This window comes from Burkholderia sp. GW821-FHT14F03, assembly GCF_058803765.1.
Genome location: NZ_JBXAPG010000025.1, coordinates 24,862 through 40,390, shown reverse-complemented (window position 1 = coordinate 40,390; position 15,529 = coordinate 24,862). Strand labels below are relative to the sequence as shown.

Here is a 15,529-nt window from a genome sequence, read left to right as displayed (position 1 = left end):
CGCGATGACACAACACGAGCCGCGCCCGCGTATCGCGGGCCGCCTGCACGCGCCCGTTGCGCAATCGATGTAGCGCATCCAACGGACCGACCGCGCAACGCGCTTACTGACATCGACCCGCCTCATGCCGCCTCCTGGTTGCGGATCGCAACGCGATGACGCAACACGAGCCGCGCCCGCGTGTCGCGGGCCGCCTGCACGCGTCCGTCGCAATCCGTGTAACGCATCGACCGCCCACCGAGCGCCCCGCGCACCTGCACGCACACCTCGACCGCCATCACCTCGCGCCACCGCCCCGCGATCGAAGCCGCATCGCGCCAGCCGTCCACGCCGCGCAGCCGGTAGCGCAGATGCAACTGCTCGACGCCCTCGACGAGCGGCTGCCCGACGCCGGGCCGGCCACTGCCGTCGCAATACAGTTCGGGCTCGCCAGTGGACGCGCTGACGCGCGCGTAGTACCGGTTGACGACGAGCGCCGTCGCGCCCACGCCCTGTCCGAGGCAATCGGACGCCTGCCCCGCCGCGGTCGGCCAGGTGCTCAGCGCATCGCCGACATAGCGAACCAGCACCCCATCCGACCCGCCCGCGAGCGGCGCGCACGCGGGATCGGCGTCCGCGCCCACCGGCCGCCCCCGCGCACAGCCGAACAGACCGGGAACACCGGCCAAGGCGGTATCCGGAGGCGCAAACCCCGCCATCTGGAGCTGTGCGCTCACGATCTCCAGCGCGGACTGGGCGGCATCGCGCAATCGCGCGGCGTCGGCCGCCGCCGCATAGGACAGCTTATGGGCACGGTACAGCGCGAAAGCCGCGCCGCTGATCACGGCCGCGAGCGTCATCGCGATCAGCCATTCGAGCAGCGCATGCCCGGTATTGCGCGTACTTCCCGGCGCTTTCATCGTTCCGCTCCGCCAGCAGCGAACGCCAGCGCCACGCATTCGCGCGCGCCGCCGTCACAAGCGCCCGCCGCGCCGCGCGCGCGCCGCAGCGTGACGATCCGCACGCCGGGCCCCGCGTCGGCGAAGCCGACCCGCGCCTCCAGCCACGCGGCCGGCGCATCGTGCATGCCTTCCGCAATACGCCCGCGCGCCATCTCCGCGTAACTGTCGGCGGCCAGCAGCGCATGCGCACGCCACGCCGCCTGCTGCGCGCCGCGCGCGACCGACAACTGCGCGGCAGCAACCCCGAGCGCGGACACCGCGAGCACCCCCATCGCGATCATGACTTCGAGCAGGGCCATGCCCCACTGCGCCGTCGCGCGCATCATTCGCACCGTCCCCGCGCGAGCCGGGCACGCCCGCCCGCGGCAATGCGCAGGCACCAGCGCGCATCCGGATCCTCGTCCGACCGCCCCCGCGATGCGAATTCGAAGCGGCGAAAGTCGCCGATCAGCTGCCCGGCCGGCGGCGTGAAGACCAGCGCGCGCGCCGCACCGCTCACGGCCACCCGCGCATCGCCCACGCTCCGTCTGAGCACCCGCGGCTGCCCGTCCGGACCAAGCGCGGCCACGGTCCAGCCACACGACCAATCGGTCTCGCCCGCCGCACAGCGCCCGCCCGCCTCGCAGCCAACGCCCGTCCCGCCGCGGCACAGCACGACGCGCAGGCCGAGCCGGATCGCCTCGCCGCGCGCCTGCGCGAGCGACGCGAGCATCAGCCGCGCCTGCACGTCGACCCGGTCCCGCATCCGCCATGCGACGAGCGAGGGCACGGCGAACGCGGCCGCGGCCGCCGCGAGCGCCAGCACGACCCACCACTCGATCATCAGGAAACCCGTCGCCCGCCGTACACCGCCGCCGTTTCGCATCGCCCGCCTCCCGCGCTTCGATGCATCGACTCTAGCGAGGCGCAGGCATGCGCACCATCGGCCGAACGGCCGACTGGCGCGACAACGCGGCCGTCATGACGACGACGTGCTCGAACGGATCGATACAGGGAGGGAACTGCGGAAGAGACTGCGGAAGAAAACGCGCGTCAGCGCTTGCGCGGCGGCTTGGAAGGCGGCCGGAATTCCTCGATGACGTCCGCGAATTCGGACACATCCTCGAAGCGGCGATACACGGAGGCGAAGCGCACGTAGGCGATCGTATCGAGCCCGCGCAGCTCGTTCATCACCAGTTCGCCGAGCTTGTCGCTGCGAACTTCGCGTTCGCCCGTGGCGAGCAGCTGGTATTCGATGCGGGCGACCGCCGCGTCGATCGCGTCGGCCGCAACCGGCCGCTTGCGCAGCGCCAGCTGCATGCTCGCGACGAGCTTGCGGCGGTCGAATTCGGTGCGGCTGCCGTCCTTCTTCACGACGGACGGCAGGGCCAGCTCGACCCGCTCGTACGTCGTGAAACGCTTGTCGCATGCCGAGCAGCGACGGCGCCGGCGGATCGCGGCGCCGTCTTCGGACACGCGCGAATCCACCACTTGCGTGTCGTCATGCCGGCAGAACGGGCAGCGCATGGCCGGCCGGGATCAGCGATAGACCGGGAAACGGCGGGTCAGCTCGGCGACCTGCGTCCGCACGCGTTCGAGCGTGGCCGCGTCTTCCGGGTTGTCCAGCACGTCGGCGATCAGGTTGCCGACCGTCTCGGCTTCCGCCGGGCCGAAGCCGCGCGTGGTCATCGCCGGCGAACCGAGGCGGATGCCCGAGGTCACGAACGGCTTTTCCGGATCGTTCGGGATCGCGTTCTTGTTGACCGTGATGTGCGCCGCGCCGAGCGCCGCTTCCGCCGCCTTGCCCGTGATGTTCTTGGCGCGCAGGTCGACCAGCATCACATGGCTCTCGGTGCGGCCCGACACGATGCGCAGGCCGCGCTTGACGAGCGTCTCCGCCAGCACGCGCGCGTTCTCGACCACCCGCTGCTGGTAGGCCTTGAATTCCGGCGAAGCGGCTTCCTTGAACGCCACCGCCTTGGCCGCGATCACGTGCATCAGCGGACCGCCCTGGATGCCCGGGAAGATCGCCGAGTTGATCGGCTTCTCGTACTCGGCCTTCATCAGGATCACGCCGCCGCGCGGGCCGCGCAGGCTCTTGTGGGTGGTGGTCGTGACGAAATCGGCGTGCGGCACCGGGTTCGGATAGACGCCCGCGGCGATCAGGCCCGCGTAGTGCGCCATGTCGACCATGAAGTACGCGCCGACCGATTTCGCGATCTTCGCGAGGCGCTCGAAATCGATCTTCAGCGCGAACGCGGACGCGCCCGCGACGATCAGCTTCGGCTTGTGTTCCTGCGCGAGCTGCTCGGCCGCGGCGTAGTCGATGTCCTCGCCTTCGTTCAGGCCGTAGCTGACCACGTTGAACCACTTGCCCGACATGTTGACGGGCGAGCCGTGCGTGAGGTGGCCGCCGTGCGCGAGGCTCATCCCCATGATCGTGTCGCCCGGCTTCAGCATGGCGAAGAACACGCCCTGGTTCGCCTGCGAGCCCGAATTCGGCTGCACGTTCGCCGCTTCCGCGCCGAACAGCTGCTTGATGCGGTCGATCGCGAGCTGCTCGACCACGTCGACATACTCGCAGCCGCCGTAGTAGCGCTTGCCCGGGTAGCCTTCGGCGTACTTGTTGGTCAGCTGCGACCCCTGCGCGGCCATCACGGCCGGCGACGTGTAGTTCTCGGAAGCGATCAGCTCGATGTGTTCTTCCTGGCGGCCGTTCTCCTGCTGGATCGCCTGCCAGATTTCAGGATCGACGTTCGCGATGGTGCTTTGGGCTCTGTCAAACATACGGGTTCCGTTAAGTGTGTACAGGTTTGACCGGGGGCGACCGGGTGCATCGCGGCGCCGGCGAATGGCCAGCTCGACGTAGCGGAGGATTCCGGGAGACGCGAGACAGGACAGCCACCGGCGATGCACGCGATCGCGCGCAACGGCTGCCCAGGCGAACGGCAAAAACGGCACCCTGCGCTTCACGGTGGGACGCTCCACCTTGAACCCGGAGGTTCTATCGCCAGTCACGCAGGGGGTGATGAGCGCGTTAGTTTATTGGATGCGTCCTGAATAGGCAACCGCCCGTCCGCCCCGCTCTTTAATCAGGGTCAGGTCTACGGACGCCATCCGGCGGGCACCGCGCGGTCGCCCACGCCGGTCGCCCACGCCGGTCGCCCGGCTTGCCGCAGCGCGGCAATGCCGGTAGGCTGACGCGTGCCTTCCCGAGTTTCCCGTTACCGACCAGGAGCAGCAGCAATGATCGTGTTCGTCACCGGCGCGTCCGCAGGATTCGGCGCCGCCATCGCCCGTGTCTTCGTCAAGGGCGGCCATCGCGTGGTCGCCACCGCGCGCCGCAAGGACCGTCTCGCCGCGCTCGCCGCCGAGCTCGGCGACGCGCTGCTGCCGATCGAGCTCGACGTGCGCGACCGCGCGGCCGTCGAGGCCGTCCCGGCCGCGCTGCCGGCGGAGTTCGCGGCGCTCGACGTGCTCGTCAACAACGCCGGCCTCGCGCTCGGCGTCGAGCCCGCGCACCAGGCGAACCTCGACGAATGGCAGACCATGATCGACACCAACTGCTCGGGGCTCGTCACGGTCACCCGCACGCTGCTGCCGGGCATGGTCGCGCGCGGCCGCGGCCACGTCTTCAACCTCGGCTCGGTCGCGGGCAGCTATGCGTACCCGGGCGGCAACGTCTACGGCGCGACCAAGGCCTTCGTCCGGCAGTTCAGCCTGAACCTGCGCGCCGACCTCGTCGGCACGCCGCTGCGCGTGACCGACATCGAGCCGGGCCTGTGCGGCGGCACCGAGTTCTCGAACGTGCGCTATCGCGGCGACGACTCGAAGGCCGCGAACGTCTACGCGAACGTCGCGCCGCTGACCGCCGAGGACATCGCCGACACGATCTACTGGATCGCCACCCGCCCCGCGCACGTGAACATCAACACGATCGAGATGATGCCGGTCGCGCAGGCGCCCGCCGGGCTGACCGTCCACCGCGGCTGACGCCCGCGGGCGGCGGCCCGCAGAACCGGTTTCGCGGGCAACATTCGGTTACGAACCGGGCCGGCCCGTTCCGGTAGAATGCGCGCCATGAATCCGCCCAACCGACCGTCCGAAGCAGCAGCCGACTTCGCCTGGCCGGTTCGCGTGTACTACGAGGATACCGACGCAGGCGGCATCGTCTTCTACGCGAACTACCTGAAGTTCTTCGAGCGCGCGCGCACCGAATGGCTGCGCGCGCGCGGCGTCGATCAGGCGCGCCTGGGCGACGAGACGGGCGTGATCTTCATCGTGCGCGGCGCGACGCTCGACTACCATGCGCCCGCGCGGCTCGACGACCTGCTCGCGATCACCTGCCGGGTCGAACGGCTGGGCCGCGCGTCGCTGGACTTCGAACAGCAGGCCTGGCTCGGCGACACGCTGCTCGCCAGCGCCCACGTGCGCATCGGCTGCGTCGCGCGCACGACGATCCGGCCCGCCGCGGTGCCGCCGCCCGTGCTCGACGCGCTGCGGCGCGGGCCCGCCGCGCGGTGCGCCGTGTCAACGGCGTCCGCCTGAGCGCCGTTTAGACAAGGCCGATGAACTCGCCTGCCCAAATCGCTACTAAACAAGGTTCGGCGGGACGCCAGGCGGCGCCCCGCCCGACGGCCTGCCGCGCGCCTCGCCCCATGCGAAGCGCGCGCCGGTCCGCGCCGGCCGGGCGCTCCTGACCGGGCGCCTGCGGCCGGTCTCCCCCGAAGGGACGTAACTCAAACCTCTATGAACACTTCTCAAGACCTGTCGATCATTTCCCTCATCCTCAACGCGAGCGTGCTGGCGCAGGCCGTGATGGGGCTGCTCCTCGCGCTGTCGCTGATGTCGTGGACGTTCATCTTCCGCAAGTGGTTCGCGATCCGCCGCGCGCGCGCGCAGACCGAGCGTTTCGAGCGGGACTTCTGGTCGGGCGGCGATCTGCAGGCGCTCTACCAGAGCGCGGCGAACAACCGCCACACGATCGGCGCGCTCGAACGCATCTTCGAATCGGGCATGCGCGAATTCCTGAAGGCGAAGGAGAAGCGCCTGAACGATCCCGGCCTGATCCTCGACGGCGCGCGCCGGGCGATGCGCGCTTCGTTCCAGCGTGAAATGGACGTGCTCGAGGCCAACCTGTCGTTCCTCGCGTCGGTGGGCTCGGTGAGCCCGTACATCGGCCTGTTCGGCACGGTCTGGGGGATCATGAACTCGTTCCGCGGCCTCGCGAACGTGCAGCAGGCGACGCTCGCGAACGTCGCGCCCGGCATCGCCGAGGCGCTCGTCGCGACCGCGATCGGCCTGTTCGCCGCGATCCCGGCCGTGGTCGCGTACAACCGCTACGCGCACGACATCGATCGCCTCGCGATCCGCTTCGAGACCTTCATCGAAGAATTCTCGAACATCCTGCAACGCCAGGCGCAATAAGGAGCACGCGATGGCCGGCACCCCTATCCGATCCAGCATGCGCGGCGGCCGTTCGCGCCGCTCGATGGCCGACATCAACGTCGTGCCGTATATCGACGTGATGCTCGTGCTGCTCGTCATCTTCATGGTGACGGCGCCGCTCGTCGCGCCGTCGATCGTCAACCTGCCGACCGTCGGCAATGCCGCGCCGCAGGAGCAGACGCCCCCCGTCGTGGTGAACATCCAGGCGAACGGCAAGCTCAGCGTGCGCTACAAGAACGACGCGGGCGCGTCGCAGGAAGACACCATGACGAAGGCCGACCTCGACGGCTTCATCGCGTCGCGCCAGGCCGACCACCCGGACCAGCCCGTCGTGATCGCCGCCGACAAGACGGTGCAATATGACGTCGTGATGACCGTGATGTCCGACCTGAAGGCGCGCGGCGTGAAGCGCGTCGGTCTCCTCGTCAAATCGCAATGAACCAACGCACTCCGCGCAACGCCTCCCCGCTTCAGCCGCCGCGCGAGCGCGGCACGGGCCGCGCGTTCGCGCTCGCCGCGCTGATGCACGTGCTGCTCGGGCTGTTCCTGTATCACGGCGTGCAATGGCAGAACAGCACGCCCGCCGGCGCGGAGGCCGAGCTGTGGACCGCGGTCGACGTCGCCACCCCGACGCCGCCCGTGCCCGCGCCGCCCATCAAGGTCGCGCCCGCGCCGCCCGTCAAGGACGACCAGGCCGAGATCGCCCTGCAGCAAAAGAAGCGCCAGCAGGCGGAAGCCGCCGCGCGCGAGGCGCAGCTCGAGGAGCAGCGCCGCCAGCAGCTGAAGGCGCAGCAGGAAGCCGACGCGAAGCGCGCGCAGCAGCTCGCGGCCCAGCAGGCCGCCCAGCTCGCCGCGCAGAAGGCGGCCGAGCGCGAGAAGCAGAAGCAGGCGGACAAGCAGGAAAAACTCCGCCAGCAGCAGCTCGCCGACCAGCAGAAGAAGCTGGAGCAGCAGAAACTCGACCAGCAGAAGAAGGAAGAGCAGGCCCAGGCCGACGCGCAGAAGAAGGCGGACGCCGCGAAGGCGGCCGCGAAAGCCAAGGCGGACGCCGCCACGAAGGCTAAACTGGACAAGGAGCGGCTGGCGCGCCTGTCGCAGCTGCAAGGCATGGCGGGCGGCGGCACGGGCGGCGGCGAAGGTCTCGCGAAGAGCGGCACCGGCACCGGCTCGGGCGGCAACGCCGCGTCGCCGGGCTACGCGGACAAGGTCAAGCGGCGCGTGAAGCCCAACATCGTGTGGGCCGGCGAGCGCGAAGGGCTCGTCACGGTCGTCCAGATCCGCTGCACGCCGTCGGGCGACGTATTGAGCGCGGTGGTCCAGCGTTCGAGCGGTAATTCGGGGTGGGATCAGGCGGTGATCAACGCGATCCAGGCGTCGGTGCCGCTGCCGCGCGACACCAACGGCAGCACCCCGGAAAAAATTACGATTACCTTCAGGGCGGCGGAGTGAGCGGGTTTGCGCTTACACTCCCGCCGTCGCAACGGGAACGAATCGGTTATTTTCGAGTCTCTGCGGTTGCGCAGCGCTACATAGGGAATCAGGAAGCATGAGTTTGATGACGAAGCTAGGTTTCAGGGCACTGGTGGCCTCATGTCTCATCGCCGCGGGCGGTACGGCCCACGCACAGGTCGACGTGCTGATCACCGGCGTCGGCGCCACCCAGTTCCCGATCGCCACCGCCAACTTCGCCAACGAGGGCAGCCTGCCTCAGCAGGTCACGTCCGTCGTGCGCGCCGATCTGGCGCGCACGGGCAAGTTCACCAACATCGACGCGGGCAGCACGCCCGTGCCCGAGACGGCCTCGGTCGACCTCGGCGCATGGAAGGCCAAGGGCGCGAACGCGTTCGTCGCGGGCAGCGTGAACCGCGACGCGAGCGGCCAGTACAAGGTCAACTTCATCCTGTACGACACGGTGAAGCAGCAGAGCCTCGGCGGGCTGTCGCTGACGGCCAACGACGGCACGCTGCGGATGGCCGGCCACAAGATCGCCGACTACATCTACCAGAAGCTGATGGGTACGCGCGGCGTGTTCGCGACGCGCCTGTCGTACGTGATCCGCACGGGCGGCCGCTACCAGCTGCAGATTTCCGACTCGGACGGCCAGAACGCGCGCATCGCGCTGTCGAGCACCGAGCCGATCATCTCGCCCGCCTGGTCGCCGAGCGGCACCAAGGTCGCCTACGTGTCGTTCGAGCGCAAGAAGCCGATCGTCTACATCCACGACCTGCCGACCGGCCGCCGCTACATGGTGTCCGACCAGAAGGGCAACAACAGCGCGCCGGCGTGGTCGCCGGACAGCCAGACGCTGGCCGTCGCGCTGTCGCTGACGGGCAATACGCAGATTTTCTCCGTCAGCGCGAACGGCACCGGGCTGCGGCGCCTGACGCAAAGCAGTTCGATCGACACCGAGCCGTTCTACTCTCCTGACGGCCGGTGGATTTATTTCACGAGCGATCGCGGCGGTGCGCCGCAGATCTATCGCATGCCGGCCCAGGGCGAAAGCGCGGGCACGGCGCAGCGCGTGACCTTCACCGGCAGCTACAATACGAGCCCGCGCGTCAGTCCGGACGGCAAGCTGCTCGCCTACATCTCGCGCACGGGTGGCGGTTTCAAGCTGTACGTTCAGGATCTGCAGACGGGCGCCGCCAACGCGATCACCAATACGACGCGTGACGAATCGCCCAGCTTCGCGGCAAACGGCCAGTACCTTCTGTACGCAACCCAGGCCAACGGTCGCAACGTGCTCGCGGCCGTACCGTCTGACGGCAGTACGCCGCCGCAGATTCTGTCCGTTCAGGGCGGCTCGGTCCGCGAGCCCTCCTGGGGACCGTTCATGCAATAACCAAAAGGAGAGTTACCATGATTTCGCAGAAGATTCGTCTGGCCTTTGCCGTTCTGATGGTCGGCGCCCTCGCCGCCTGCTCGTCGGGCGTCAAGCTCGAAGACAAGGGCAACCAGGGCGCCGCGGTGCCGACGCAGCCGAGCGCCGACAATGTCGCGCAAGTGACGGTCGATCCGCTGAACGACCCGAACAGCCCGCTCGCGAAGCGCAGCATCTACTTCGATTTCGACAGCTACTCGGTGCAGGATCAATACCAGTCGCTGCTGCAACAGCACGCGCAATACCTGAAGAGCCACCCGCAACGTCACGTCCTGATCCAGGGCAACACCGACGAACGCGGCACGAGCGAGTACAACCTGGCGCTGGGCCAGAAGCGTGCTGAAGCCGTGCGTCGCGCGCTGTCGCTGATGGGCGTCTCGGACGGCCAGATGGAAGCGGTGAGCCTGGGCAAGGAAAAGCCGCTCGCGAACGGTCACGACGAAGCATCGTGGGCGCAGAACCGTCGCGCCGACCTCGTCTATCAACAGTAAGTACGGAAGGTCCGCTGAATGACGCATCGTTTTTCCTGGCTGCGCGTGGCCGCCGCCCTCTGTGTCGCGGGGGCGGCATGGTCGTCCATGCCCGCCCACGCGGGCTTGTTTGACGACGACGAAGCGCGCCGCGCCGTGCTCGACCTGCGCAGCAAGAGCGACAGCCTGTCGAACCAGCTGTCCGCCGCGCAGCGGACGATCCTCGATCAAACCAACCGTCTCGATCAGTTGAACCAACAGGTCGCGACGCTGCGCGGCGAAAACGAGGACCTGACGAACCGGCTCACGATGCTCGAACGCCAGCAGAAGGAGTACTACACCGATCTCGATTCGCGTCTCAAGAAGTTCGAGCCGCAGCAGAAGACGGTGGACGGCGTCGAGGGCACGGTCCAGCCGGGGGAAACGGACGCGTTCAACACGGCTTCGCAGCAGTTTCGCGACGGCAACTTCAAGGGCGCCGCCGCGTCGTTCCGCTCGTTCATCTCGAAGTATCCGCAGAGCCCGTACCAGCCGAGCGCGCAATACTGGCTCGGCAACGCGCAGTACGCGCTGCGCGACTACAAGGGTTCGACGGCGACCTGGCAGGCCCTCGTGAAGAACTTCCCGCAGCATCAGCGGGCCGGCGACGCGCTGGTCGCGATCGGCACCAACCAGCTCGAGCAAGGCCAGAAGGGCGCGGCGAAGAAGACTTTCGAGCAGGTGGTCGCGCAGTTCTCGGGCTCGAGCGCCGCGCAGACCGCGCAGAACAGGCTCGATGCCATCAAGTAAGCGATGATTGGGCGGGTTGTTGACAGGAATGAAAACTGCCCGCTATAATTTCGCCTCTTTGGGTCGTTAGCTCAGCTGGTAGAGCAGCGGACTTTTAATCCGTTGGTCACAGGTTCGAATCCCGTACGGCCTACCAAAGAATCAAACAGAAAGCCCGGTCGCAAGACCGGGCTTTTTGCTTTGCGCGATCGTCATGGTTGAACTCCTCAGACAATCGACGAATAAGCGACGATTTCGACATCCGAACCGGACTCCGTTTCAGCATAAAGCGTCACCGTATCGGGATCCGCGGCGATAAAACATCGCCCGACTCTCGAACGTCCTCGCGTACCTTCCGTGATATCGGATCAGTGCATCAGCCCGCTTCGACGACACGCCTGGCATCCAGTACGACAGCTCGGTCGGCAAAACAGAGCAATGCCAGCCGGCGACTCACGAGTAAAAATAATTTATTAGAGGCATGTCTTTTTAAGAAAGTCGCCTAATCTCATTTTTACGAATACGCAATCCAATAATGGCATTGCCATTTTCAACATCATATCGCGGCGCCCTCCAGGTCTCGCAATGATGCTCGCGGCATCCCCGCCTCCACCACGCTTGCTTCCTCCTCGAAAGTCGCGTCCATACCCTGCGCGCCCGTATCTCGACCTTGTTATCGGATTCTTGATGTCGCCGTCGATATGCCATTGACGCTCTGCGATGGATCCACCTATGTCGCCCGCCACGCACATTTCAAATCCCGACGACCGTCATTTCCGACACGGTCCACCGAGCCGCTCTCCAGCCGCGTGCACACCGCACACCGTCGCCCCGGAACGAATCCGGCGAAATTGGAACATGATATAAACAGCGGTCCCGCCCCGAAAACGCAACCCCGCCATCGAATATGAATTTCGGCATGACCACCGGCAACGACAAAAAGCCATGTCCGACAACGGTCCAGGACGCATGCGCGAATCGCATCCTTCTCCGCGCCGCGTCCGATCACCGCCCTGCATCAACCCGAGCCCCCATCCGCCCCAATCCCCAGCCATGCGCATCCACCCCCTCCCCCCGCTTCAATGCCTCGTCTACTTCGACGCCGCCGCGCGTCTCGGCAATTTCACCCGAGCCGGCGAGGAACTCAGCGTCACCCAAAGCGCCGTCAGCAAATCGGTCGTCAAGCTGGAAACCTTCCTCGGCGCCACGCTGTTCATCCGCGACGGCCATTCGCTGCGCCTGACGATGGCCGGCCAACAATATGCGCAACGGGTGCACGAACTGCTCATCGATTGCGCCGAATTCACCGCCGACCTGATGAAAGACCCCGGCCCCCGGGAACTGACGATCGCGTGCGCGGCCGGCACGGCGAACCTGTTCCTCGCGCGGCGCGTCGCCTCGTTCTGCAATGCGTATCCGGACGTCACCGTGCGCATCCTGGTACGCGACGGCGTGCTGCACCTGAATCCCGCCGAATTCGACGTCGGCATCTACTACATCCGCGAAGTCCTGCCGCCCGGCATCACGGGCACCAAGCTGATCGACGAGGAAGTCGGCGCGTACTGCTCGCCCACTTATCTGGAGGGACGCATCCTCGCGCCCGACGAACTGCTCGACCAGACCTTGCTCGTGGCGGATGAACAACAGCGTCAATGGATGGACTGGCACACCTGGCTGAAGCTCACGGGCGCCGAAGCATTGCGCCCGAAGCAAACAATCACGGCCAACAGCTACCCGCTGCTGCTCAATCTGGCGCTGGAGGGTCAGGGCATCATCCTCGGCTGGGACAAGATGGTTACCCCGCTCGTCGAGGCGGGACGGCTCGTCAAGGCCTCCCACGCCACCGCGACGTTCGGCGGCGCCTATCACCTGCTCTGGCCCGCGGAGCGCCGCGACACCGCCGCGGTCCTCGCCTTCAAGCAATGGATACTCGACGAAAAATGAAACACTGACGCGCATCTGACACAGGCATTCCGTTTGGTCGGGGCAGGCCGAAAATATTTCCGGGAAAGGAATGCCGTTAATGCCATAGCATCTTGCCAATTCAAATTACCCGGGAGAACGGGTATTCCACTATATCGGTTTATGAGAAACGGGACATTTTTATGAACAATGAGTCCGTATTGTTCAATGATTTTTCGGAATCAACCGACGCCACCCGCCGGCGCGCGGTATTGGCGGTGATTATCGGAAATGGCTTCGAGTGGTTCGACTTCATTTCCTACAGCTTTTTCTCGATCATCATCGCCAAGCTGTTCTTCCCGGCGGGCGACAGCAATATCTCGCTGCTGCTGTCGGTGTCCACGATCGGCGTCGGCTTCTTCATGCGGCCGGTCGGCGGCATCGTGCTGGGCGGGCTGGCCGACAAGGCGGGCCGCAAGTTCGCGCTCGCGATCACCATCCTGCTCATGACGGTCGGCACCGCCCTGATCGGCTTCGCGCCCACCTATGAGCAGGCCGGGCTACTCGCGCCCGCGATCATCGTGCTGGCGCGCCTGCTGCAAGGCTTCTCGGCGGGCGGCGAAATGGGCGGCGCGACCGCCTACCTGATGGACAAGGTGCCCGCCGAGCGGCGCGGCTACTACACGAGCTGGATCCAGGCGAGCATCGGCTTCGCGATCATCCTGAGCGCCGCGCTCGGCACCTTCATCGTCAACTACCTGAGCCAGGACCAGATCGAGGCATGGGGCTGGCGCATCCCGTTCCTGCTCGGGCTGCTGCTCGGACCGGTCGGCATGTACATCCGCAGCAACCTGACCGAATCCGACGCGGCCGGCCACACGACGCGCGAATCGGCCCCCGTCGTGCAGGTGTTCCGCGACCGGTTGCCGCAAGTGCTGGTCGGTTTCGGGCTCGTGGTGTTCTGGACGGTCTGTTCGTACGTGCTGCTGTTCTACATTCCGACCTATGCGGTCAAGGTGCTCAAGCTGGCGTCGTCCGCGGGCTTCATCGCGGTGCTGGTCGGCGCGACGATCGTGCTCGTCGTGACGCCCGTGATCGGCCACCTGTCGGATCGTTACGGCCGCCGCCCGTTCCTGATCGGTGCGGTGCTCGCCGCGATCGCCTTCGCCTATCCGCTGTTCGCGTACATCAACCTGCACCCGGGGCTCGCGTCGCTGATCGTGTTCCAGCTGTTCTTCGGTCTCGTGATCGCCTGCTACGAAGGCCCGATCCTCGCGGCCGTCAGCGAGCTGTTCCCGTCGCGCGTGCTGTCGACCGGCATCTCGATCGCGTACAACCTCGCGGTCATCACGTTCGGCGGCTTTTCCGCGGCGATCATCACCTGGGCGATCGCCACGACCCAGAACAACCTCGCACCCGCGTTCTACGTGATCTTCACGGCTTCGTTGAGCCTGATCGCGTCGCTCGCATGGCGCCCGGCGGGAGATCGTTGACCGACAGTCAGTCGTAGTAAGCAGCACGGCTATCCCGCTGGGGTAGCCCGGCAGTTGATTCGCAGTCCTCTATTCAAAGCGACACGAGAAGAGGCTCTGCGCATGCAGTTCCACCCCGGCGCCCACGGCCGGGCTCGTCATCGAGCCGCCGCTTGCGGGCGGGTCAGCCAGGTGGAGGGGACCATGTCGTACACGTGTTTTCTCGCCATGTCCGCCGCGCTCGCCGTGCCTTATGCATGGGGGCTCGCGGTTCTCGCCCGCGCCGCGGACCCGCGGCCGGCTTCGCGACGGGCGAGCCGGAGACGGCGCGCGGCGGACGCCGCCGTCATCGAGACGCACGGGTATGACCCGATCCGCCTCGCCGCCGTACGGGCGGCGATCAGGATCACGGATTGACGTGACGGCGCGCAGCGTCGTCACGGTTCAGCCTAAGCCGCGAAGGCATTAACCTCGGATCGCGGCATTTTTGGCCGGTGCCAGTACGGGCCGGTGTTTTTTACCTCAGAGGCATCGATGGACAGCGAACGCGTACGCTTTTTCTGGGTCGGCGAACAATCGGAGATTTTCGCGGCTCACCACATTCAGGACCTCGCGACCCAGGACGGGCGCGCGGCAGGCTCAGGCATCCAGCGCTGCGAGCAGCGCACGCTCGACGACGGCTTCGTGCTGCTGTCCCTGTTCGACGAGCACGGCAACCGCATCCTGTGGGGCGAATTGCCCGGCACGACGCGCGAGCTGGTCCGCGAAACCGACGACGACGACCGTGTGACCGGTACGTTCACGGGCTCGCTGTTCGATATCTACGAATGGGACAACGGCGGCCGCTATGGCCTGCCGTGGATGCTGATGACGCAGTACGCCTATCCGCCGGACATTTCCGCCCCGCTCGGCGTCGGGCTGTGCGACGCGGCGCTGTCGTGGCCCGCCTGCGTGGAGCATTGAGCACGCGTACGCTGCACACGGCGGCGAACCCACGGCCCTTCCCGCCCGCGCGGCCGCACGGGCCGGACGACGCTCAATCCTCCCCGGGCCACCACGCCTTCGGTTCGTCGCGGATCAGGAAATCGTCGCGATTCTTGTCGGCGAGCCACTTCGGGCACGCGCCCTGACCCGACCACGATTTGCCTGACGACGGATCGTAATACTTCGCGGGCAGACGCTTCTTCTTTTCCTTCAGGAAACCACCGGCGCGCAGCAATTCCAGTTCGGTGATGTCGTGTTCCGCAACCAGTTCCTTGATGGCGACCAGCGCGGTCACCCGTTCCTTCTTCTTGGCCTCGGCCAGCATCAGGTTGACCTCACCAAGCTGTTTCTGGAGGTCGCGAATGTTGTTGGTACTCATAGTGATTCGATGGACAGAGAGTGGGGGAATTTTACAGTGACTTGACAGGTTTTCTCGCGAAAATGACGCGTATTCGCAGGTAGGCCGATTCACCTATATCGCGTCGCGCAACCTGTTCTTCCAGCCTTTATCACGATATGCAATTCCAGGCCGGCACGATTTCAAGCGGTTCAACGAACGCGCCGGCATTTCAGCTTTATGGATGCGCGCGCATGCGAATAATCATATCGATATCCGACCTGCCGATCGCATTGCGCCGTATCCCGGATGCATGAAGGCTACCCGTTGATTTCGGCGCGGCTCAA

The 15,529-nt window shown here is 66.4% G+C and carries 17 protein-coding genes, 1 tRNA gene and 1 riboswitch; of the genes, 12 read left to right on the top strand and 6 right to left on the bottom strand.

The window, feature by feature from the left end; genetic code table 11:
- Positions 1-122: 122 nt before the first annotated feature.
- The 5 genes from AC1RQF_RS18300 to glyA form a co-directional block, all read right to left on the bottom strand.
- Entirely contained in the window at positions 123-899 is a 777-nt protein-coding gene (locus AC1RQF_RS18300; protein ID WP_492872645.1) for a PilW family protein, read from the bottom strand.
- Positions 896-1,267 carry a type IV pilus modification PilV family protein gene (locus AC1RQF_RS18295; protein ID WP_274001353.1) on the bottom strand — a complete coding sequence of 124 codons (372 nt, stop codon included), beginning with the start codon at positions 1,265-1,267 and terminating at the stop codon, positions 896-898. Before AC1RQF_RS18295 ends, AC1RQF_RS18300 begins: the two co-directional genes overlap by 4 nt.
- Positions 1,264-1,806 (bottom strand): GspH/FimT family protein, encoded by a 543-nt coding sequence (locus AC1RQF_RS18290; RefSeq protein WP_274001351.1) that lies wholly within the window; start codon positions 1,804-1,806, stop codon positions 1,264-1,266. Before AC1RQF_RS18290 ends, AC1RQF_RS18295 begins: the two co-directional genes overlap by 4 nt.
- A gap of 167 nt (positions 1,807-1,973) precedes the next feature.
- On the bottom strand, positions 1,974-2,447 hold the full coding sequence (nrdR, locus tag AC1RQF_RS18285) for a transcriptional regulator NrdR (protein WP_274001349.1): 474 nt from the start codon (positions 2,445-2,447) through the stop codon (positions 1,974-1,976).
- 12 nt (positions 2,448-2,459) lie between these two features.
- Entirely contained in the window at positions 2,460-3,707 is a 1,248-nt protein-coding gene (gene glyA, locus AC1RQF_RS18280; protein ID WP_274001346.1) for a serine hydroxymethyltransferase, read from the bottom strand.
- Between the two features lie 141 nt (positions 3,708-3,848).
- Positions 3,849-3,948: riboswitch (ZMP/ZTP riboswitch) on the bottom strand.
- Positions 3,949-4,166: 218 nt separating this feature from the next.
- On the opposite strand from glyA, the gene AC1RQF_RS18275 reads away from it, so the two are divergent.
- The 12 genes from AC1RQF_RS18275 to AC1RQF_RS18220 all read left to right on the top strand — a co-directional run bounded on the left by AC1RQF_RS18275 (position 4,167) and on the right by AC1RQF_RS18220 (position 14,824).
- The gene (locus AC1RQF_RS18275) at positions 4,167-4,913 is read left to right on the top strand and encodes an SDR family NAD(P)-dependent oxidoreductase (protein ID WP_492872644.1); all 747 of its coding nucleotides are present in this window, start codon (positions 4,167-4,169) and stop codon (positions 4,911-4,913) included.
- Positions 4,914-4,991: 78 nt separating this feature from the next.
- Complete coding sequence (ybgC, locus tag AC1RQF_RS18270; protein WP_492872643.1) at positions 4,992-5,468, top strand: tol-pal system-associated acyl-CoA thioesterase; 477 nt, start codon at positions 4,992-4,994, stop codon at positions 5,466-5,468.
- A 201-nt stretch (positions 5,469-5,669) separates the two neighbouring features.
- On the top strand, positions 5,670-6,347 hold the full coding sequence (tolQ, locus tag AC1RQF_RS18265) for a protein TolQ (protein ID WP_274001342.1): 678 nt from the start codon (positions 5,670-5,672) through the stop codon (positions 6,345-6,347).
- Positions 6,348-6,357: 10 nt separating this feature from the next.
- Positions 6,358-6,807: a protein TolR gene (tolR, locus tag AC1RQF_RS18260; protein WP_274001339.1), complete on the top strand. Its 450-nt coding sequence runs from the start codon at positions 6,358-6,360 to the stop codon at positions 6,805-6,807.
- A complete protein-coding gene (gene tolA / locus AC1RQF_RS18255) occupies positions 6,804-7,817 on the top strand; it encodes a cell envelope integrity protein TolA (protein WP_274001338.1) in 1,014 nt (337 codons plus the stop codon). The genes tolR and tolA overlap by 4 nt, the downstream gene beginning before the upstream one ends.
- Positions 7,818-7,914: 97 nt before the next feature.
- Positions 7,915-9,210 (top strand): Tol-Pal system beta propeller repeat protein TolB, encoded by a 1,296-nt coding sequence (gene tolB / locus AC1RQF_RS18250; RefSeq protein WP_274001336.1) that lies wholly within the window; start codon positions 7,915-7,917, stop codon positions 9,208-9,210.
- 17 nt (positions 9,211-9,227) lie between these two features.
- A complete protein-coding gene (pal, locus tag AC1RQF_RS18245) occupies positions 9,228-9,740 on the top strand; it encodes a peptidoglycan-associated lipoprotein Pal (RefSeq protein ID WP_252982950.1) in 513 nt (170 codons plus the stop codon).
- Between the two features lie 18 nt (positions 9,741-9,758).
- The gene (gene ybgF, locus AC1RQF_RS18240) at positions 9,759-10,508 is read left to right on the top strand and encodes a tol-pal system protein YbgF (RefSeq protein ID WP_274001333.1); all 750 of its coding nucleotides are present in this window, start codon (positions 9,759-9,761) and stop codon (positions 10,506-10,508) included.
- A 60-nt stretch (positions 10,509-10,568) separates the two neighbouring features.
- Positions 10,569-10,644 (top strand) — tRNA-Lys (locus tag AC1RQF_RS18235).
- 896 nt (positions 10,645-11,540) lie between these two features.
- Complete coding sequence (locus AC1RQF_RS18230) at positions 11,541-12,431, top strand: LysR substrate-binding domain-containing protein (RefSeq protein ID WP_274001331.1); 891 nt, start codon at positions 11,541-11,543, stop codon at positions 12,429-12,431.
- Between the two features lie 161 nt (positions 12,432-12,592).
- Positions 12,593-13,882 (top strand): MFS transporter, encoded by a 1,290-nt coding sequence (locus AC1RQF_RS18225; protein WP_274001329.1) that lies wholly within the window; start codon positions 12,593-12,595, stop codon positions 13,880-13,882.
- A 513-nt stretch (positions 13,883-14,395) separates the two neighbouring features.
- Positions 14,396-14,824: a hypothetical protein gene (locus tag AC1RQF_RS18220; RefSeq protein WP_274001326.1), complete on the top strand. Its 429-nt coding sequence runs from the start codon at positions 14,396-14,398 to the stop codon at positions 14,822-14,824.
- Between the two features lie 73 nt (positions 14,825-14,897).
- On the opposite strand, the gene AC1RQF_RS18215 is transcribed toward AC1RQF_RS18220, so the two are convergent.
- On the bottom strand, positions 14,898-15,224 hold the full coding sequence (locus AC1RQF_RS18215; protein WP_274001325.1) for an H-NS histone family protein: 327 nt from the start codon (positions 15,222-15,224) through the stop codon (positions 14,898-14,900).
- Positions 15,225-15,529 lie beyond the last annotated feature (305 nt).